Here is a 20,486-nt window from a genome sequence, read left to right on the forward strand (position 1 = left end):
TTAAATCATGCCGCCGGATTCTTCGATTAACCGCATGGCTTGCGGGAAGACGCTTTCGTCCAGTACAACCGTCAGCAAAATATCCCGGCCTTCGGTTCCATCCTCACCGCCGGTGCTCATCCCGCTGGCCGATGGGTCCGCAGCTCCGAGAATTCCGGCCCCCGGCCCCGAAATATCCGCATTTAAGGTCATCGTTGTTAAGCTTGCGATGTTGCCTGTCAACGGATTCATCGGATTGTTGAGCTCCCCGCCGGGATCGGCGCTAAACCGGTCGATGGACATATCGGCAACGCGCAGCGACTGCAATTTGCGGGCCGCATGCCGGGCTTCTTCCGGACTTTTGAAATAAGCCAATATGTTTTTCTCTGCCACTTCATTCACCTGCATTTCCTATTCAAGATTGCATCTTCCGAGATGGAACTATCCTAGGTTGCTTCATTGTCAAACCTTTTATTCTTGAGCGATACGAACCTGTAAAACAGTGGGATATCCCTTCTGCTTCTTCTGCCACAAACCAAAAAACAGCAGGCCAAAGGTAGGGAAACCTTTAGAGCCTGCTGCTTTTTGCTATTTTGCTATGCTATGAGGGAATTACCCCTATCGTGGATTAATCACCGCGGAAAGCTTTTTTTACACGGTCAAAAAAGGACTGTTCCTGTTCATGGGTCTGTTCGCCATCAAGCGAAGCGAATTGACGAAGCAGCTCTTTCTGTTCATCGCTGAGCTTGCTAGGCGTAATGACCACAACCTTGACATGCTGGTCACCCTGTCCCATACCGCGCAGCCGCGGCACCCCTTTGCCTTTCAAGCGGAAGAAAGTCCCCGTCTGCGTGCCAGCCGGTATCTTCAGCTTCACTTTCTCGGTGAGCGTCGGAATCTCGATCTCGTCGCCAAGCGCGGCTTGGGCAAAGGTAAGCGGCACTTCGCAATAAATGTCGTCCCCTTCGCGTTCAAAGAAGTCATGCGGCTTCACGCGGATTACGATATACAGGTCGCCGGCCGGACCGCCGCGGAATCCGCCTTCGCCTTCGCCCGTCATGCGCAGCTGAGCTCCGTCATCCACGCCTGCAGGTACACGAACATGAATCTTGCGCTGTTTCTTCACCTTACCGTTGCCGTTACAAGTCGAGCAGCGGTCTTTGATGATCTTCCCGGTTCCGTTACAGTTCGAGCAGGCGCGGCGGTTCACCATACGTCCAAACGGCGTATTTTGCACGACCTCCTGCTGCCCGCTGCCGTTACACACCGAGCAGGTATGCGGCTGCGTGCCCGGCTTCGCTCCTGAGCCGTGACATGTATCGCATGTCTCCGTTCTCGGAATGGTAATGTCCGTTTCCTTGCCGAATACGGCTTCCTTGAATTCAACCGTCATCGTGTATTGCAGATCGTTTCCCCGCTGAGGCGCGTTCGGATCACGGCGTCCATTGCCGCCAAAGAACATATCGAATATATCTCCAAAACCGCCGAAATCACCGGAGAAACCGCCTCCGCCCATGCCTTGGTTCGGATCTATATGACCGTACTGGTCATAACGCGCACGCTTCTGACCATCGCTCAATACATCGTAAGCCTCTTTCACTTCCTTGAATTTGGCTTCCGCGTCCGCCGCTTTGTTCACGTCCGGATGATACTGGCGGGCCATTTTGCGGTACGCCTTCTTGATCTCATCGTCCGATGCATCCTTGCCGACACCGAGCACCTCATAATAATCACGCTTATCAGCCACGGTTTCACCCCAATCTCTTTATTACTCTTTACATAAGGAAAGCCAAAGTGCGAAGATGCGCAGCTTTGACCTTCCCATACAATCTATTCAGATTAACCTTTGTTTTTATCTTCGTCAACAACCTCGTAATCTGCATCCACGACGTTGTCTTTCTTAGGAGCGCCGGACTCGGCACCTTCAGCACCTTGTTGTTCTTGTGCCGCTTGCTCATACAGCTTCACGGACAGCTGCTGTACGATTTGAGTAAGCTCCTCTACCGAAGCGTTAATCTCTTCCAGGTTATCGGATTCAAGCGCCTTCTTCACTTTGTCTTTCGCTTCGTTTGCTTTTTCCACTTCGGAAGCATCGACTTTGTCGCCCAGGTCCTTGAGTGTTTTCTCGGTCGTGTACACGAGTTGGTCGGCATTGTTGCGAGCCTCCACCAGCTCTTTGCGTTTACGGTCTTCTTCGGCATGAAGCTCAGCGTCTTTCATCATTTGTTCAACTTCAGCGTCGCTCAGGCCGCTGGAGGACGTGATGGTGATCTTCTGGCTCTTGCCGGTACCTTTATCCGTTGCGGACACGTTTACGATCCCGTTGGCATCGATATCGAAGGTAACTTCGATTTGCGGAACGCCGCGCGGTGCAGGAGGAATGTCTCCGAGCATGAAGCGTCCCAGCGTTTTGTTGCCGGCTGCCATTTCGCGCTCGCCTTGCAGCACGTGAATTTCCACGCTCGGCTGGTTATCCGCATAAGTGGAGAACACTTGGGATTTGCTTGTAGGAATCGTCGTGTTGCGGTCGATCATTTTGGTGAATACGCCGCCTGCGGTTTCGATACCGAGGGACAGCGGGGTCACGTCGAGCAATACGACGTCTTTAACGTCACCGGTCAATACGCCGGCTTGAACCGCTGCTCCAAGCGCAACCACTTCATCCGGGTTTACGCCTTTATGAGGCTCTTTGCCCGTCAATTTCTTGATCGCTTCCTGCACGGCAGGAATACGAGTGGAACCGCCGACAAGGACGATTTTATGAATATCGTTCGCTGTCAAGCCTGCATCGCTGAGCGCTTGACGAGTCGGTCCAAGCGTACGCTCTACAAGGGAAGCGGACAATTCTTCGAATTTGGCGCGAGTCAGGTTGATCTCAAGGTGCTGAGGAACGCCGTCTGCAACCGTGATGAACGGCAGCGAGATCGTTGTTGTCAGTACGCCGGACAATTCCTTTTTCGCTTTTTCCGCTGCGTCTTTCAGACGTTGAACGGCTGCTTTGTCTTTGCTCAGATCGATGCCTTGCTCTTTCTTGAATTCGGCTACCAGGTAGTCAATGATCACTTGGTCGAAGTCGTCGCCGCCCAGTTGGTTGTCCCCGCTGGTTGCTTTTACTTCGAAGAAGCCGTCGCCCAGTTCCAGAATGGAAACGTCGAATGTACCGCCGCCAAGGTCATATACCAGGATGGTTTGGTCTTCGGATTTCTCCATGCCGTAAGCCAATGCCGCAGCCGTCGGCTCGTTGACGATACGCAGAACTTCAAGGCCCGCGATTTTGCCGGCATCCTTGGTTGCCTGACGCTGGCTGTCATTAAAGTATGCGGGTACCGTGATAACTGCCTGAGTTACAGGCTGGCCCAGGTATGCTTCCGCATCGGATTTCAGCTTCTGCAGAATGATGGCGGAGATTTCTTGCGGCGTGTAGTCTTTGCCGTCGATGGATTCTTTGTGATTCGTACCCATATGGCGTTTAATGGAGATGATCGTGCGATCCGGGTTGGTGATCGCTTGACGTTTAGCTGTATCCCCAACGATGCGCTCGCCGTCTTTCTTAAATCCGACAACCGACGGGGTTGTGCGGGCACCCTCCGGATTCGGGATAACTACCGCTTCCCCACCCTCCATGACGGCTACGCAGGAGTTGGTTGTTCCTAAGTCGATACCAATAACTTTGCTCATGTAAAATTTTCCTCCTTATTCATTCATGCGAATCCCCGCATGACATTCATCATTTTTATATGATAAACGACTATCGAAAGTCGTTTACATGCTCACTTTAACCATGGCAGGTCTCAACACTTTATCTTTTAACATGTACCCTTTCTGCACTTCCTCAACCACGATGCCTTCCTCGTACTCATCGCTCTCCACCTGCATGATCGCTTGGTGGTACTCCGGATTGAACGGCTCGCCCACACTCTTCATTGCGCTCAAGCCTTCGGTAGCAAGAACGGATTCCAATTGACGGAAAATCATGCTGACGCCCTTGGAGAAGGATTCAAATTCCGGGTTCTCCTCGGATGCCTGGAGGGCACGCTCAAAGTTGTCGATGACGGGCAGAAGCTCCGTAATCAGTTTGGAGGAAGCATATTTGCCCAGATCCTCTTTCTCCTTCTGCGTGCGGCGGCGGAAATTATCGAAATCCGCCTGTACCCGCAGGGTACGCTGCTGCTGCTCCTGCAGCTCGGCCTGAAGCTTCTCAAGCTCGGCCGAACCTGCGGCTTCATCAGCCGATTCCGTTACGGGAATCTCCTGCTCTGGATTCACGGCCTCCTCCGAAGACCCGCTCTCACCCGTGTTTGGCGTGTTTTCCAAAGTTTCTTCGATCGTTTCTTCTGTAACTGTATCTTGAACAGCATCCTTGTGCTCATTATTCAAGACGCCTTCACCTCCTTCATATTCTAAACCAGACGGTCTATAACTCATCTATCTTAGCGTTATTCGCCTATTTCCTTCATCTTGATCACGTGATGAATCCGCAGCACGGCAGCCGCAACCTCACCGGCCGCCCGCAGGCCGTGAAGTTTGACCGGGGCCGGATCCAGCACGCCCAGCTCTTCATAGTCGACAACCCGCCCGCTGTCGCAGTCAATGCCCATGCAGTCGGAGTCGGCTCGGATTTGTGCGGCTCGGACCTCTTCCATCTTCTCAAGCGGATTATAACCGGCATTCAGAAGAATCTGCGACATCGGCTTTCGCAGCGCAGCGGAAACTGCCTCCATGCCGAAGGCTTCCATGCCTTTCTGGGCTTCCCGGATCCGTTCCAGTTCATAAGACACGGCCAGTTCGCTTGTCCCGCCGCCTGGAAGCACCCCGCCGGATACGGCAGCCTGCAGTGCCGAAGCGGCATCGCCCGCAATCCTGGCGGCCTCCCCTACCACTTCCGAGGTGCTTGCCCCGACGATCACCGTCACAATGCGGTCCTTGCTGCCGCAGGAGAGGCGGATTTTTTCGATGCCTTCATCATAAGCGACGCGCGGGGTATGACCCAGAAGGGCCGCAAGCTCTTTCGAGTCTTTATGTAACGCCTTGCGGCGTATCGGTGTAGCTCCCGTCATGTCGCTTACCTTGCGAAGATCCGCACGCGATACGCGCGGTACCACCATCATCCCGTGATCCAGGCAAAACTGCTCCGCATCCGGATGAATGCCCTTTTCGAGCAGGATCAGTTTTACGGATAGTTCGGACAATCTGTCCAAATCCGACGCGAACACTTTTCGCAGATCCATATACTGCGCGAATCCGGCTTCGGTTGTAAGCGCCTCTTCGTCGATGTCGTCGGGCTCCAGGGAATCAAACAGCACCAGCACTCTGGCATCGTCGTAGGACTTGGACTCCCTGGCGAAGATCGGCCGCTGCCGGAGCAGAACCCCCTCGAACACTTCATTCTCGGCATTCTCCAGGGCAATTATACTGTCTGCGAGCGAGTAGGAAGGATCCTGCAGACGGCCGATTCCGGCTTTTCGCGCGGCTTGCATAACCAGCTCCACGATGTCCTTCCGTTCACGCCCGGCGACATGCACCGTCCGTTCCAGCAGCGGGTCATCCAATCCGCCGATCAGCCGGACACGCTTCGACAAGAGCTGCATCGACTTCTCGATTCCCTGGCGCAGGCCCTCAACCACCTTGGAAGCGGGCACCCCGCGCGTGATGCGGGATACCCCTTCCTGCACGAGGGCGCCCGCGAGCACGGTTGCCGTTGTAGTGCCGTCGCCGATTTTCTCCTGCTGCGCCCGAGCCACCTGAATCAGAAGGCGCGCGGCGGGATGGGTGACATCCATTTTATCCAGAATCGTCACTCCGTCATTGGTGATGACCACTTCGCCGCGCGGGCCAACCAGCATGACGTCGAGCCCCTTGGGGCCAAGCGTGCCTTCTACGGCAGACGTAACTGCGCGGACGGCATTGCTGTTGTTCAGCAGCGTGGAATATCGCTCGTCTCCGTCCACTTGGCTATGTTGTCCTTGGCTCATCTGTCTCACTCCTTTATTTGTACCAGTGTGACAGCAGCTTCGTCAGGTCATGGGATAACACATTCAAGATGCCGATCACCCGTGCATATTCCATTCTTGTAGGACCGAGAATGCCGATCGAACCAAGCGCTTTGCCGTCGATCGAATACGTCGCAGTGATCAAACTGCAGTTCGAAATGGCCTCATGCGTATTCTCTGTGCCGATCTTCACTTGGACACCGTGCTCCCCGGGAGCAGGTGCCATGAGCTTCATCAGTGCGGGAGTCTGCTCCAGAAGCTCGAATATTTCCCTTACCTTATCAACATCCTTGAACTCCGGCTGGTTCAGCATGTGGGTCGTGCCGCTCAGATATACCCCCCGGTGATCCGGTTCGTTGTTGAGAGCGATATCCAGCATACTCATCAGATCCTCATAATGTGAAATATGCCGCTGCATTTCCTCGGCAATTTCCGAATACAAACGAGTCTTGAGTTTATATAGAGGCACGTTGACCAGCTTCTTGTTCAGAAGATTTACCACTTGCTCCAGTTCCGTTACGGACACGCCCTGCGGAATCGAAACAACCTTGTTCTCGACTTGCCCTGTGCTGGTAACGATGATGGCCACCGCTTGATCCTCATGGAGAGGAAGAAGCTGGAAATGGCGCAAAGACGTATGAAAAACTTCCGGTCCCAGCAGGATGGAAGTGTAATTAGTCATTTGAGACAGAATGCCGGCTGTATGCTGTATCATCTGCTCCATCACGTTCAGCTTTTCTGCAAAAAATGATTTCATCATATGCAGTTCCGCAGGGTTCAAGGAAAACGACGACGTGAGATGATCAACATAATATCGATATCCTTTATGCGACGGTATTCGTCCGGCTGAAGTATGGGGCTGCTCCAGAAACCCGAGCTCCTCCAGATCAGCCATCTCGTTACGAATGGTTGCCGGGCTGTAGCCGACGTCCCCTCGCTTGGAAATGCTTCTTGAACCTACCGGCTCGGCAGAACGGATATAGTCATCCACAATGGCATTCAAAATCATGCGCTGACGATCTGTTAACATGTCGCTTCCCTCCTTGCTGACTGCTCATTTTCGCTTTCGTTAGCACTCATCGTCATCGAGTGCTAACCGATATAACAAAAATACCAAACCGACCTGAGGATTGTCAAGTCAGTTCAGTACTTTAAGAACAGCTATTTCGTCACAAGCATGCTGCTTCTTGCAGTGGATGCAGTCGGTCCATACCTTCTCCGGAAAAATCTCCTTCTCTACGACGGCAAAGCCGTTTTTGATGAAAAAGGATACCTCATACGTCAAGGCCATCACTTTCGGAAGCTCGCGGCGTTTCGCTTCTTCCAGAAGGCTATCCACCAGCATGGAGCCGATGCCTTGCCCTTTATATCCTTCCGAGATGCCGAGCGAACGGATCTCGACCAAATCGCTTCCCAGCTGACACAATGAACCGCAGCCAATGACGTGCCCTTCGGATTCAGCTACAACGAATTCTCCAATTTGTTTCTCCAGCACTTTTTTGGACCGGGGGAGCATAATCCCCTTCTCGGCATAACCCTGAATCATCTGATACAGCGGCTCGACATCCTCTAACTTTGCTTTTCTGCATACCGCCGACATGTTGTCCGTCTCCCCTTTACACGCTCCGTCATGTTATGAATAAATATACAACAGAGCGCATATAAGTTCAATAGATTAATTTGTCGTCAGGCTTCCTATGAATTCGCCAAACACATCGTTGCCAAACAAAATTCCTTTGCTGCTCAGCTTATACCCGTCTTCGGTGGCATCGAGTAGGCCCGCGCCTACCATTTTATTCAGCGGACCGGCAAAAACCTCCTCCATGGTGATCCCAAACTGCTCCCGGAAGCGGCTGCGCGAGACGCCGTCCAGCACGCGCAGCCCGACCATCAGGAAATCCTCCATCGCTTCTTCCCTAGATATCTCAAAGCTCTCCAATCTTGGAAGGCCTTTATTGGCTGCTTCATTATAGGGATTGACCCCTTTGATGTTCACATGGCGCTGACGGCCGACATATCCGTGCGCTCCCGCGCCTAGGCCGTAATAGTCTTCATTGCGCCAATACGTCATATTATGCCGGCTCTCGAAGCCGGGTTTCGCAAAATTGCTGATTTCGTACTGTTTATATCCGGCAGCCTTCATCCGTTCCATTAAAAGAAGGTACATATTCAGCTCATCCTCCTCATCCGGAAGCGGAAGCTGGTTTCGTTGGTACATCGTATGGAACAGCGTATTCTCTTCGACCTTCAGGCTGTAGATTGAATAATGCGGAAGTTCGAGCTCCAATGCTTTATCCACGCTTTCCGCAAGCATGTCCAAGGTTTGATTCGGGAGACCGAACATCAGATCGATGGACATGTTGTCAAAGCCTGCTCTTCTGGCGTTATCGAGACTCCGGTATACGTCATCCGTATCGTGAATTCTGCCGATGCCGGTCAGCAATGTGTTCTGGAAGGCCTGCACCCCGAAGCTGATCCGATTCACCCCGCCTTGGCGCATGACGGACAGCTTCTCCAGATCCGTGGTGCCGGGATTCGCCTCCATTGAAAATTCGATGCTATCGGACCATTCCGGAAAATGGCGCTTCACGCTCTGCAAGAAGTATTCCATTTCGTTCGGCTTCAGCACGGTTGGAGTCCCGCCGCCTACAAAGATGCTTTTGATTCGTCCCGGCGGATTAGCCTGAACGGTCAGCTCCATTTCCTTATCCAGCGCTCGCAGATAATCCATTACCGGCTGATCCTTTAACACGTAGGAATTGAAGTCGCAGTAAAAACATTTATTGGTACAGAACGGAATGTGGATGTACACCGCTTCCGTCCGTTGATCGTTTGCCGTCATTCTTTTCTTGCCCCCTCATATACCGCTCTGGCATGACTTACTTTAAGTAACTTCTTGAAAGTTCCTTCTCTACTATAACGCTATGCCTCTTGGAATGAAAGAAAGGAAAGCCGAGAATCGGCTTTCCCATCATTTACATCGTGAAGGCTATACACGCAAGGAGCGGCTCTTTAACTCAAAGGCCTTCCCCTGCCATTGGCTCCCTAATTACTTGTCGTCGATTTTCAGAACGGCCATGAAGGCTTCCTGCGGCACTTCGACGCTGCCCACCTGCTTCATCCGCTTCTTACCTTCCTTCTGCTTCTCCAGAAGCTTCCGTTTACGGGAGATGTCGCCGCCGTAACATTTGGCAAGCACGTTCTTGCGCATCGCTTTAACCGTTTCGCGGGCCACAACCTTGGTACCGACCGATGCCTGAATCGGCACCTCGAACATTTGGCGAGGAATCAGCTCACGCAGCTTCTCGCAAATCGCCCGGCCGCGGTGGTATGCGCGGTCCTTGTGCACGATAAAGGACAGGGCATCCACCTGCTCGGCATTAAGCAGAATGTCCATTTTGACCAGATTGGACCGGCGGTATCCGGACAGCTCATAATCGAATGAAGCATATCCTTTGGTGCTCGATTTCAACTGATCGAAGAAATCGTACACGATTTCCGACAGCGGAATTTCATAGGTAATGGTGACTCGCGTCGTGTCCAGGTATTCCATGTTGACGAATTCGCCGCGTTTGTTTTGGCAAAGCTCCATGATCGCTCCGACATAATCATTCGGCACGATAATGGCTGCTTTAACATAAGGCTCTTCGACATAATCGACCTTGCCGACCTCAGGATAATGGGAAGGGTTATCGATTTGAATCTGCTCTCCGTTCGTCTGCGTAATGCGGTAAATCACGCTCGGCGCGGTCGTAATCAGCGGTATGTTAAACTCGCGTTCGATCCGCTCCTGAATGACGTCCATGTGAAGGAGGCCCAGGAATCCGCAGCGGAAGCCGAATCCGAGCGCGCTGGACGTCTCCGGCTCAAAGCTGAGCGATGCATCGTTCAGCTGCAGCTTCTCGAGCGCCTCGCGCAGATCGTTGTAGTCCGATGTTTCGATTGGATACAATCCGCAGAACACCATCGGATTGATTTTGCGGTAACCCGGGAGCGGCTCGGCCGTCGGACGCTTGGCATCCGTTACCGTATCCCCGACCTGCGTATCGCCAACGCTCTTGATGCCCGCCACGATGAAACCGACATCGCCGACGTTAAGCTCGTCCACGATGGACATGCGCGGCTTAAAGGCACCCACCTCGATCACCTCGAAGGTTTTGCCGGTGGCCATCATCTTGATCTTGGAGCCGGCCTTGATGCTGCCGTCAATGACGCGGACATATACGATGACGCCCTTGTAAGGATCATAATGGGAGTCGAAAATCAGCGCTTTCAGCGGATCTTCGGAATTGCCCGTTGGCGCAGGCACTTTCTGAACCACCTGCTCCAGGATCTCCTTGATTCCGATGCCCGCTTTCGCGGAAGCCAAAACGGCATCGCTGGCATCGAGCCCGATCACATCCTCGACCTCCTGCTTCACCCGTTCGGGATCGGCGCTCGGCAGGTCGATTTTGTTAATGACAGGCAAAATTTCAAGATTGTTATCCAATGCCAGATATACGTTGGCCAATGTCTGCGCTTCGATTCCCTGCGCGGCATCCACAACGAGCAGCGCGCCTTCGCAAGCGGCCAGGCTTCGAGATACCTCATACGTGAAGTCGACGTGTCCCGGAGTATCGATCAGGTTCAATATATACTCCTCGCCGTCATCGGCTTTGTAGTTCAGGCGAACCGCCTGCAGCTTGATGGTAATTCCGCGCTCTCGCTCCAGATCCATCTGATCCAGTACCTGCTCCTGCATTTCACGCGAAGTTAATGCGCCCGTAAATTCCAAAATACGGTCGGCAAGCGTCGATTTCCCATGGTCTATATGTGCAATGATACAGAAATTACGAATTTTTTGTTGTCTTACTTGTACGTCTGTCATGCCTAACCCCCAACAACCACCAGATGTTTGAATCAACTTATTATACCAGTTGAGGGGATGCACAGCAATGCTGAGAATAAAGGCGAAATTTATTCCGTAATCGATCCGAACATCGACACGACCCAGCGGATGCTTTGGTCAGAGAGCTGCTGAAGCAGTCCGGCCGTTTTGTCGGCAAGCACATCGGCAGGCGGCTGGGAGCGTTCGGGGAGCAGAATGTCGCTGGGCGACGGCTCGTATTCTTGCACAGCCGTCTTACGGGCGTCTGGTTCCTGCTCGGCGGATTCAGGGGCGGGAGGATGCTTGCGCGTCCCTCCCCATCCATTCCCCTGAGACGTTCCGCCTTGAGGATCCTGAACTTGGCCTTGCACCACGGTCTGCGTTCCCCCGGTACCGTCGGCCGGCACCGGCCCTTTGGCCCCTCCAAGCTGCATGCCGACCAATATGCCGATGCCTGTCCATATGATAAGCGCCACAAACCGTTTTCCCAATCTCGACATCATAAGCCCCTCCTTGATTTACCCCTTCATTCCTGCTGCGTAAATGACCCCTTACCTTCAAACCTTCAACCTGCTTTGGACGCTTTATCCTCCGCACCTTTTTCGCTGCCGTCCTTGGCTGCTGAAGCCGACTGCTTCTTCGCTGGATCACTCTCTTTTTTCACGCTGGCCTTCTCGGCTTCTTGTTCCTGCCAGTACACGTCGGCGATGATGTCGGCCAGCGCCTCGGCCGTTCGCTGCAATTCTTCCTTCGTATTGTCGATGCCGCCGATTTCGATCAGGATGCTGTTCGGAGACAAGGATTGGTTGTACTCTCCGTTCCCCTGGTCCGCCGATTTGCCCCACACGCCCCGGGAAACGCCGGGATAGGACTTCTCCAGCTTGGCATTGATTTTGCTTGCAAACGCCTCGTTCTGTCTCCAGTTCTCGTTCGCATGTCCGATGATGAAGTACACCTTGGCGTAATTGACGCCGTTTACGGTAGCCGTCGTTTTGTTGTAGCGCTGCGAATCCCGGTGGATATCGATCAGATAGTTGATGCCGTCGTTCTGGGACATGGCCTCCATGGCCATCTGGCGCGAGTATTTATAAGAATAGTTATAGTTATATCCTTCCACGGTAGATTGATAGTCGCTCTTGTCGTGAAGGGTGCCGATTCCGTTGGCTTCAAGCCTTTTGCTCAGGAAGCTGCCCACCAGCATGACGTTCTTGGTCGGGGATACCGCCCCCGGATTATCGGATGGATGCGAGAGCAGCGGGTTATACGCTTCCTGCGGGTGGGAATGATAGATGAGGACGGATTTCTTCCCGTTCGTTGTCTTTCCGTCCTTGGAGGTGCTTCCGGGTTCATTCTTGCTGCCGGGCTCGTCCTTCGCGCCCTGATCCGGAGCTTCCTCGCCCTTTCCTTCATTGCCGATGTTCCCTTGTTCGCCTTGCGTCGGCTCTTCCCCGGTCTCGGCGGGCTCTCCCTCTGCCTGCCCTTCCGCCGGATCCGGCCGGTAATCGGCCGGCGCCTCGCCATCCTCGTTACCGGAGCCGTGCGACAGCTGAACCGGTTGATTAGCCTTCATGCCGGGAAGCTCTCCCGCAAGGAGGCTCTTCGGATCCTTCGGGTTTACGCTCGTCAGGAGCTCAAAGACGAACGTGGACATTTTCTCGCCGGAGAAGCTCGAGGTCTCTTTGGAAGCCGTCATATGCGGCATCTCCATGCCGATCATATCGATGAAAAAATGGCTGGATAACGAAGCGGCCAATCCTTTCATCGACGACACGGGCGAGGAATTCATCCGCTGTTCCGCCATTCCCCCGAGCCCTAGCAAAATAAAAAATATAAGAGAGCCTAGCATCAGTATAATTAACGTACGCCCCATGCTCAGACCTTCCATGACCTTCCGTTTCATTCTGGCAATATTCCAGATGCGGAACTTGCGATTGTTCATAGCGATGTCCTCCTCGGTTCGCCGGGAGATGCCGACCTCATCCAGCCGTTCCCGCGACTCTGTAATCTCTTATACTTCAAATCTATGAACCGGGGAGATTCGATAGAACTAGATCCTGGAAAAATATAAAAGCTCCGATAGATTCGGAGCTTTTACTATGGGTCAGTGGGTATACGCGCCTACATTGCCGGGATCCACGGCTTCATGGAGCGCCGCGTTCAGGCCGGTCGCCACGATGTTGGCGATATCTTCTATAAATTCGTCAATCTCCTTAGGCGTTACGATAAGGTCATGGCCCAGCGGCTCCAGAACCTCCTTCACCAGGGCGAGGCGCTCGCCTTCGGGGATATCGTGCAGCATTCCCATAATCTTGCCCGTCTCCGGCGCGCCTTCCCCGAAGTGGGATTTCATCAGCTCTATCGCATTATTGACGATGGTGGAAGCGTAGCAGACGGTCGGAACGCCGATCGCAATACACGGCACCCCAAGAATTTCTTGGGTCAACCCTTTGCGCTTGTTGCCAACGCCGGAGCCGGGATGGATGCCGATATCCGCGATCTGAATGGTCGTATTCACACGCTCCAGCGAACGAGAAGCCAAGGCGTCGATGGCGATGATCAGATCGGGACGGATTTGTTCCACGATCCCTTGGACCGTTTCGCTCGACTCAATCCCTGTCAGGCCGAGAACGCCCGGCGCTACGGCACTGACCTGACGGTAGCCTGGCGCCACCCGATCCGGCATGAGCTCGAAATACTGGCGGGTCACCATCACGTTCTCCACCACGAGCGGTCCAAGCGAATCCGGCGTCACGTTCCAGTTGCCGAGCCCGACAATGAGCACGCTTGCCTTGGGTCCAATCCCGATCCGGGACATGAACGCTTCAAACTCGCGGGCGAAGACAACGGACACCTGATCCTGAAGCCCCGTATCGCCCTTGCGAAGATCAGGTACCTCCAACGTGACGTAATGCCCCTTCACCCTTCCGATCTGCTGAGAGGCAGCATCGTTCTCCACATCCAGCCTTGTAATCTTGATTCCGTCCTCCTGCACCACATCCTCCATAACCCCGGGAATGGGCGCGCTTCCTGTGCCTCCAGCCAGTTCTCTTGATTCCACGGCCAGATCCGTTCGGACCGAGTATTTTTGCAGATCCAGATCCATCTAAATTCACACTCCTCCTCATATTGTTAGTAGTGTGCGAGAGTATGGGAGAGATTATGCAGAAGTCCGAATGAGTATTGCTTTTTGTCCACCCCCATGCTAAAATATTTTAAGTTGTGAATCATTTCGCTCTATTGAAATGCCTTACAGGAGGTGAATGTAATGCCAAACATCAAATCCGCGATTAAACGTGTAAAGACAAATGACAAACGCCACGCGCTTAACATTTCTCAAAAATCCGCGCTTCGCACAGCTGTTAAAACTGCTGACGTAGCGTTGAACGGTACAGAAATCGAAGCTGCTAAAGTAGCTTTCCAAGCTGCTTCCAAGAAGCTTGATAAAGCCGTAACGAAGGGCCTGATCCATAAGAACGCAGCTGCCCGCAAGAAATCCCGTCTGGCGAAAAGACTAAACGCTCTTACGTCCCAAGCGTAAGAAACGTTTGTTGAATACGACATGGAAAAAGCCCTGAACAGTTCACGCTGCTCAGGGCTTTTTGTGATTAGAAAACGTTCGTCGATGCACACTCTTCCGAGGATTGACCGCTTATAGCGGATGTTTTTTCTTGCGAGATCAAGTTGGTTTACCTCTGCCGGTCATACTTTCTGATCTCCAGATGAAAAAGAGCGTACGGCCGCTCGCGCGTCCCCGTACGCTCTTGACTTATTTCGGTTCGCTTACGCGCCAAGCCGCAGCAGAAACAACTCGATTCCGAGCACCTTATCCACGGCCCCGGTCTTCATCTGGTAATCCAGATTGGCGAGATGGTTCAATATGCCTTCAAGACGTGCCGTCTGAAACTTGCGGGCCTGCTCGCCAGCAATCTTCACCGCATAAGGATGCACCCCGATTTGGGAAGCAATCTGCTGCTGCGAGTAGCTCTGGGTGGATAACGTCTTCACCTGCAGAATGATTCGGAACTGTCTGGTAATCAGGGCCGCAATCTTGATGGGCTCCTCACGCTGCTTCAGCAGCTCATAATAGATCCCGAGCGCCTTGTCCAATCGGAGATTGGCGATATCCTCCACGAGCGCAAACACATTCTGTTCCGTGCTGCGCGCCACCAGCATATCCACGGTTGCAACATCAATGGCTCCGTCGGCTCCCGCATACAAACACAGCTTCTCGATTTCACCCGATAAAGACTGAAGACTGGTTCCCGCATTCCGAACAAGCGCTTCCGCCGCGCCTGCGCGCAACGTGCAGCCGCCTTTCTTCACCTGCTTGTCCACCCAGCGAAGAAGTTCATCCCCGCCCAAAGGCATGAAGGAGAGGGCAACCCCCGACTTCTTGACCGCCTTGACTACCTTCTTGCGCTCATCCAGTTTTTCCTGCCCCACCATAAAGACAATCACGCTATAATCTGCGGGATCGGTCAAATAATCCAGCAAAGCCTCTGGACGATGATCCACTTTCCCGTTATCTTTTGCAGCCGTAAAAAAAGCCGTATCCCGGACGAAAATCAGTTTTTTCTGAACCATAAAAGGAACCGTCTCCGCTTCCTCTACCACGGTTTGTATCGGAACTTCCCCTAAATCCATGTGAACCAGCGCAAAATCCCGGTCTTCTTTCGGGATCAGCTGAGCTTTCAGAAATTCGGCGAACTCCTTCATCTGGAATTTCTCGCTGCCGTACAGCAAATAGACGGAAGACACATCTCCCTGCTTGACCGCCTTGGCCGCCGCTTTGGCATCCATCGGCGTCCCCCCTTTCTACTCTGTACACTATACCAAAAAACAGTGTCCGAATGCGATAGACGTCAAACATAAAAAACGAAATCGCCCACGCGAAAACAAAGAGACCTCGGCTGTAGGCAGCGGCAAGGTCCCTTCGTCCCAACACATCTATATAAACGCCGGCAAGCATGCTCTAGAAACAACTCGCCGCCGGTCATACGACTGTAGTTGGTATATTGCTCTCTCTAATATATTGTATTCATATCTCCCGGCATTGGTGCGCCGAATGTATTTATATCTGTATAATTCTATGGTTTAGGCTGCTTCTGCCCCGCAGACGCCGGCGGCTGAGCCTTCTCTATGGAGTAGACGGATTCAACCAGCTCTTTGTTCGTCTGTACCTTGTACTTGAACGTTAAGCCGTCCTCGGACCATTGACCGGATACCCAGCTTCCGCCAAGCGGAATCCTCTCGACCGTTTCGACCGCTTCAGCTGAAGTCTGGTCTCCCGACGGCAGGCGATAGATCACCAGATATTCGGCCTCCAGGGAGGCTCTGTACAGACCATCCGGGGACGGCCATTGCTCCGGCACCATCGCCAGCCCTTGGTACGATCCGGTGGAACGGTCGGAAGATTCCGCGTTTCCAGCGCCTGCATCGCCAGCAGGGTCGCTGATCGGCGGCACCATCTCGGTTTGGACGTCCATTGCTTCATGATTATTAGGCGAAGTCTGGATGCTCATGCTCTCCGAGTTCTGCCCAGGCTCGTCGGCCGGAGGGTTCGAAGGGCTTGCGTCATTTTTTTTGGGTACCTCATTGCTGCTTGTTGCAGGTTGGTCTGGCGCTTGAGGCTCCCCGTCATTGTTCTTCTTAACCGGAGCATCGGGGGCTGCTGCATCTTCCCTGGTGTCTTTAGCCCCATCCGCTGGCTCTGTCTTCTCCTTCGATTCGTCGTTCGGGCCCGGATTCGGATCGGATTCCGACGATTCCGGCGGCGAACTCCGCAAACCTGCGGAAGGATCGCTCCCCTCGTTCGCCGTACTGCCAGTCTCCGCGCCGCCATCGGCGGCAAACGGCTGAACCATATCCTGAATCTCCGTCTCGGCCGAATCCTCATTCGCTCCCGCGCTGGTCGTGCTCGCCTCTTCGTACGGAATCTCCGCATCGGACAACATCTTCGGTTCATAATTAAAAATAGCGACGCCGAGAATAAGTACAGCGGCGGCAGCCCCGATCGCCGTTCTTCCGCCAACCGTGCTCCACCAGCTGCCCGCACGCCGCGGACGCCGAATGTCCGGCATCATTTCGGCAGGCTCCTGGCTTTTCACGGCCGGAGGTGCGATAAGGCTCTCGCGATCACGGTCGATGGCATCCAGTTTAGGCATGATAGCGTCTACCAGACTGACAGGCGGGGTAACGGCCGGAAGATCTTCAAGCTCTCTGTTTAATGACTTTAATATGTTAAAGGTCTCCGCACACTCGGGACACACGGCAATATGCTGATACATTTGGGCCGTCTCATCGGAAGTAAGGTCCCGGTCCAAATAGCGGTGCATGCGTTCCACCACCTCTTGGCAATTCATCCTGATACACCACCTTTCTGATGCTCTTGGAGCATATTCTGCAGCTGCTGCCTGGCCCTGAACAAATAGGATTTCACCGTATTGAGCGGGAGGTTCAGACAATCAGCGATTTCGTTGTAGGACAGGTCCTGCAAATACCTTAAGACAATGACCGTGCGATGATGATCCGGCAGTTGGTTAATGGCCTCCTGGATATCCTGGGCCAGATAGCCCGACATCACTTCCCTTTCCACGTCGAGATGATCCCGAAACACCATGTCATGCTCATCGATGGAAACCGTCGGCTTCGTTCTGCGGAATTTATCGATGCATATGTTGGTAACGATCCGCTGGACCCAAGTCTTGAACTGGGCTTTCTCCTCATAGGAGTTGATCTTCGTATATACACGTATCAGTGCTTCCTGGGCTGCATCCATGGCATCCTGTTCATTGTTTAAAATGTAATAAGCAGTTCGGTAAACATGTTGCTCAATTTCTCGCAATAGGGTGATTAGAGCGTCGCGATCGCCCGATTGAGCGGCTCTTATGAGTCCCTGCTCCACCACAGTGGATCCCCCTCTCCCTGCATACATACAGACGGATAGAATTAAAAAATGTTGCAGTATGTAACCTATTAATTTTTTCAGGAAACTTCATCTAACTATACCAAATATAAAGATTATAGTCATCCGCTGCATTTTCCTATAAAGATCATACTACGAAACCCGGTCCCAGGAACAGCGGGCGTCTTCATTGAATCTTCGTTCGCGTCTCAATATGCCCGTTCTTGATCCTCATCTGGATTTCGCCATGAAGATTGGTTTGATAGATGATGGACCGAAAACGTTCCAAGCGGCCGACCACGTCCGGATGAGGGTGGCCGTACATATTGTTGACGCCGGCAGAAATTACCGCAGCCTTCGGCTTCCATGCATTCAGCCATGGCGCGGATGTGGATGTCTTGCTTCCGTGATGGGCCACCTTCATGACGTCGATCCGATCTTCGGCAGCTGTAAGCCGTGAGGCAGCATCATCTTGGGATTGCCCCTCCAGGTGCTGCAGTATTTTCCGTTCGGCTGCTTGATCCGTATCCCCCGTAAATAAGACCCGGCTGCCGTTTATCTGAAGAACAAATACTAGTGAAGCATGATTTTGCTCCTTAATCAACGGTAATGGTTTGATGACTTCTCCACTTTCTGGGTAAAGAGGGGATAAAAATCGGATCTCCGTATGACCGTCAAGTCTCCATACGGAATCCGCTCCTGCCTGATATACGGGAATGCGCTGTTCAACCGCGGATAACATCAGCTTTCGGAAGGAGGCGGATTCGGTCAAGGTCCCATTAAACACGACGGATTTCACGGGGATTTCCTGCAATACAGCCAGGAGTCCCCCTATGTGGTCCTGATCCCCATGGGTCATGATGACGGCTTCAAGCTGGTGCACGCCCCGTTTTTTCAACAAAGGCACCACTACTTTCGCTCCTACCTCGTACGGAGCTTTCCTTTCCTTCCAGGCGTCCTTCTCCTTGCGAAAATTCACCGTCCCGCCACCGTCAATGAGAACATGCTTGCCCGAAGGCGTTGTTACCAATATCGAATCTCCCTGTCCCACATCCAGGAATTGCACCAGTCCAGCCCCTTGTGTAGACGGTGACTGATAGCCGCCGTACAGCAAAACAATTAAAACCCCGGACAGCAGGGCTATCGCAGCTCCCGGGGCATACCGTTCGATATCATCACTGACGCGAAGGAACCCTCTCCATCGCAATGCACCGGCCAAACGGCCCACGATCGGCAGCGTGCCCACGCCGGACAAATTTGCTCTATCGCCCCATGGCGGGCGTCCGTCCAACGGCTCCGTATCATTCGAAGCGTTCTGCCCTCCCTCGGGATTCTTGAATCTTTTGTTCAGGATGGACAGCAATGCATACAGGACAACGAAATAACACAGTATCCAGGCTAACGACGGAGACGGCCACAATGTCATAAAAACCGAGGAACCATTCATCCATTCAACGATCCGGAACGTGATATGGTTTAACCATTCGGTCACGGCGGCCAGCCAGCCCGCCCCGCGCATCCATACCCACCCCATCAACAGAGACACCATGCCTAAAGGCAGGACGACCAGGCTAATGACCGGAACGAGGATCAGATTGGCGAAAACGGAGATAAGCGAGACCTGGTTGAAGTAATAGATGGTGAGCGGAAATGAAATCAGCTGCGCCACGACCGTTATGCCGACGGTTCCCCCCAGCCAGCGGGGCAAGAATGTCAGCAGCGGCATCAGCTTCGGCACGAATATCATCAAGCCCGCCGTCACGATGAAAGACAGCTGAAAGCTGACGTTCACGAGAAAATACGGATTCCACACCAGCATGGCAAGCGCGGCCACGCTGAGGATATGCAGCCCATCCTTCAAAAGCCGCCGCCGCGCAGCATACAAACCGATCATTCCCATGATGCCTGCGCGCACTATGGAAGGACTCGCCCCGGTCAGCAGGACATATACGGGAATCAGCCACATCACCACAGTCAGCGAGGCCTCCCTCGTCATTCGAAGGGTTGTGCATACGAATAGCAGGCAACCTACAACCACGGCCACATGCATGCCCGATATCGCAAGAATATGAGTCAATCCCAAACGCGAGAACTCCATGAATGTATCGGGATCCAGATCATCCTGATTGCCAATGACGAGTCCCTTCATATAACCCGCATGGATGCCGCCGTACAATTGATCCAGCTTGCTTCCAAGCTTGTCGCGAAGGGCATCATTCCATCTGAGAACATGGCTTAATTTCCAGCTGTCGGGCGGTTCGACCACCGCTTGGTCTGAGCCCTTCACTTTGACGATCCAATGAATCTTCTGAGTACGCAAATACTGAAGGTAATCAAATCCGCCAAAATTGCGGGCCACTCCAGGCTTTTGCATTTCCCCGCTCAGCTGTATGCGGTCCCCGCGCTGCCATTGGTTTACAATCTCCAGCTCCGTTTTATCCAGCAGTTTTACTTGGACCATAATGATATCGTTTGTATTCAGCATCATGCTGCCATTCGGATCGGCTTGTTTTTGCACCGCCGGGTGCTTGTTTTTGACCAGATCAGCCCGCTGTAAGGTTACCTGGAAATCAGCCCGGTCGCCATCCACCTCGACAGGAGAAGAAATCACCCCGAACGCAGTAACAGGCATGGGTTCAGTCGACTCTTCCGCTGCAAGGACCGACTCGAAATCACTTACATTCGCCGCATCATGCCATTCCCAGTACGAGCCCGATACGCACAATGAGAATAGCATGCAGATCGT

At 53.1% G+C, this 20,486-nt stretch carries 17 protein-coding genes; 1 reads left to right on the top strand and 16 read right to left on the bottom strand.

The window, feature by feature from the left end; translation table 11 throughout:
• The 12 genes from HMPREF9412_RS07440 to gpr all read right to left on the bottom strand — a co-directional run bounded on the left by HMPREF9412_RS07440 (nucleotide 1) and on the right by gpr (nucleotide 13,939).
• Nucleotides 1-372: a hypothetical protein gene (locus HMPREF9412_RS07440; protein WP_036666185.1), complete on the bottom strand. Its 372-nt coding sequence runs from the start codon at nucleotides 370-372 to the stop codon at nucleotides 1-3.
• A 235-nt stretch (nucleotides 373-607) separates the two neighbouring features.
• The gene (gene dnaJ / locus HMPREF9412_RS07445; RefSeq protein WP_009590783.1) at nucleotides 608-1,726 is read right to left on the bottom strand and encodes a molecular chaperone DnaJ; all 1,119 of its coding nucleotides are present in this window, start codon (nucleotides 1,724-1,726) and stop codon (nucleotides 608-610) included.
• A gap of 92 nt (nucleotides 1,727-1,818) precedes the next feature.
• Nucleotides 1,819-3,657: a molecular chaperone DnaK gene (dnaK, locus tag HMPREF9412_RS07450; RefSeq protein ID WP_009590812.1), complete on the bottom strand. Its 1,839-nt coding sequence runs from the start codon at nucleotides 3,655-3,657 to the stop codon at nucleotides 1,819-1,821.
• Between the two features lie 84 nt (nucleotides 3,658-3,741).
• Nucleotides 3,742-4,356, bottom strand: coding sequence for a nucleotide exchange factor GrpE (gene grpE, locus HMPREF9412_RS07455; RefSeq protein WP_009590786.1), 615 nt, complete (start codon nucleotides 4,354-4,356; stop codon nucleotides 3,742-3,744).
• 59 nt (nucleotides 4,357-4,415) lie between these two features.
• Nucleotides 4,416-5,951 (bottom strand): TCP-1/cpn60 chaperonin family protein, encoded by a 1,536-nt coding sequence (locus HMPREF9412_RS07460; protein ID WP_009590807.1) that lies wholly within the window; start codon nucleotides 5,949-5,951, stop codon nucleotides 4,416-4,418.
• A gap of 13 nt (nucleotides 5,952-5,964) precedes the next feature.
• Complete coding sequence (hrcA, locus tag HMPREF9412_RS07465) at nucleotides 5,965-6,999, bottom strand: heat-inducible transcriptional repressor HrcA (RefSeq protein ID WP_009590782.1); 1,035 nt, start codon at nucleotides 6,997-6,999, stop codon at nucleotides 5,965-5,967.
• A 108-nt stretch (nucleotides 7,000-7,107) separates the two neighbouring features.
• On the bottom strand, nucleotides 7,108-7,569 hold the full coding sequence (locus tag HMPREF9412_RS07470) for an N-acetyltransferase (protein ID WP_009590796.1): 462 nt from the start codon (nucleotides 7,567-7,569) through the stop codon (nucleotides 7,108-7,110).
• Nucleotides 7,570-7,644: 75 nt separating this feature from the next.
• Nucleotides 7,645-8,811: a radical SAM family heme chaperone HemW gene (gene hemW, locus HMPREF9412_RS07475; protein WP_009590817.1), complete on the bottom strand. Its 1,167-nt coding sequence runs from the start codon at nucleotides 8,809-8,811 to the stop codon at nucleotides 7,645-7,647.
• A gap of 207 nt (nucleotides 8,812-9,018) precedes the next feature.
• The gene (gene lepA / locus HMPREF9412_RS07480) at nucleotides 9,019-10,836 is read right to left on the bottom strand and encodes a translation elongation factor 4 (protein ID WP_009590787.1); all 1,818 of its coding nucleotides are present in this window, start codon (nucleotides 10,834-10,836) and stop codon (nucleotides 9,019-9,021) included.
• An 89-nt stretch (nucleotides 10,837-10,925) separates the two neighbouring features.
• Nucleotides 10,926-11,339: a hypothetical protein gene (locus HMPREF9412_RS07485; RefSeq protein WP_009590793.1), complete on the bottom strand. Its 414-nt coding sequence runs from the start codon at nucleotides 11,337-11,339 to the stop codon at nucleotides 10,926-10,928.
• A gap of 62 nt (nucleotides 11,340-11,401) precedes the next feature.
• Entirely contained in the window at nucleotides 11,402-12,775 is a 1,374-nt protein-coding gene (locus tag HMPREF9412_RS07490; protein ID WP_009590809.1) for a stage II sporulation protein P, read from the bottom strand.
• A gap of 162 nt (nucleotides 12,776-12,937) precedes the next feature.
• Nucleotides 12,938-13,939, bottom strand: a complete 1,002-nt coding sequence (gpr, locus tag HMPREF9412_RS07495) for a GPR endopeptidase (RefSeq protein WP_009590794.1) — start codon at nucleotides 13,937-13,939, stop codon at nucleotides 12,938-12,940.
• Between the two features lie 162 nt (nucleotides 13,940-14,101).
• Between gpr and rpsT the strand changes: the two genes are divergently transcribed.
• Entirely contained in the window at nucleotides 14,102-14,374 is a 273-nt protein-coding gene (gene rpsT, locus HMPREF9412_RS07500; protein ID WP_009590780.1) for a 30S ribosomal protein S20, read from the top strand.
• A gap of 242 nt (nucleotides 14,375-14,616) precedes the next feature.
• Here rpsT and holA read toward each other — a convergent pair whose 3' ends face one another.
• From holA to HMPREF9412_RS07520, 4 genes are all read right to left on the bottom strand, one after another.
• Nucleotides 14,617-15,636: a DNA polymerase III subunit delta gene (gene holA, locus HMPREF9412_RS07505; RefSeq protein ID WP_009590777.1), complete on the bottom strand. Its 1,020-nt coding sequence runs from the start codon at nucleotides 15,634-15,636 to the stop codon at nucleotides 14,617-14,619.
• A 287-nt stretch (nucleotides 15,637-15,923) separates the two neighbouring features.
• The gene (locus HMPREF9412_RS07510; protein ID WP_009590816.1) at nucleotides 15,924-17,198 is read right to left on the bottom strand and encodes a zf-HC2 domain-containing protein; all 1,275 of its coding nucleotides are present in this window, start codon (nucleotides 17,196-17,198) and stop codon (nucleotides 15,924-15,926) included.
• A complete protein-coding gene (locus tag HMPREF9412_RS07515; protein ID WP_009590814.1) occupies nucleotides 17,195-17,743 on the bottom strand; it encodes an RNA polymerase sigma factor in 549 nt (182 codons plus the stop codon). The genes HMPREF9412_RS07510 and HMPREF9412_RS07515 overlap by 4 nt, the downstream gene beginning before the upstream one ends.
• A 184-nt stretch (nucleotides 17,744-17,927) precedes the next feature.
• Nucleotides 17,928-20,486 (bottom strand): ComEC/Rec2 family competence protein (locus HMPREF9412_RS07520; RefSeq protein WP_036671588.1); only part of this gene is annotated, 2,559 nt, incomplete at its 5' end.

Origin of the sequence: Paenibacillus sp. HGF5, from assembly GCF_000204455.1 — a bacterium.
Taxonomy (GTDB): domain Bacteria; phylum Bacillota; class Bacilli; order Paenibacillales; family Paenibacillaceae; genus Paenibacillus_AQ; species Paenibacillus_AQ lautus_A.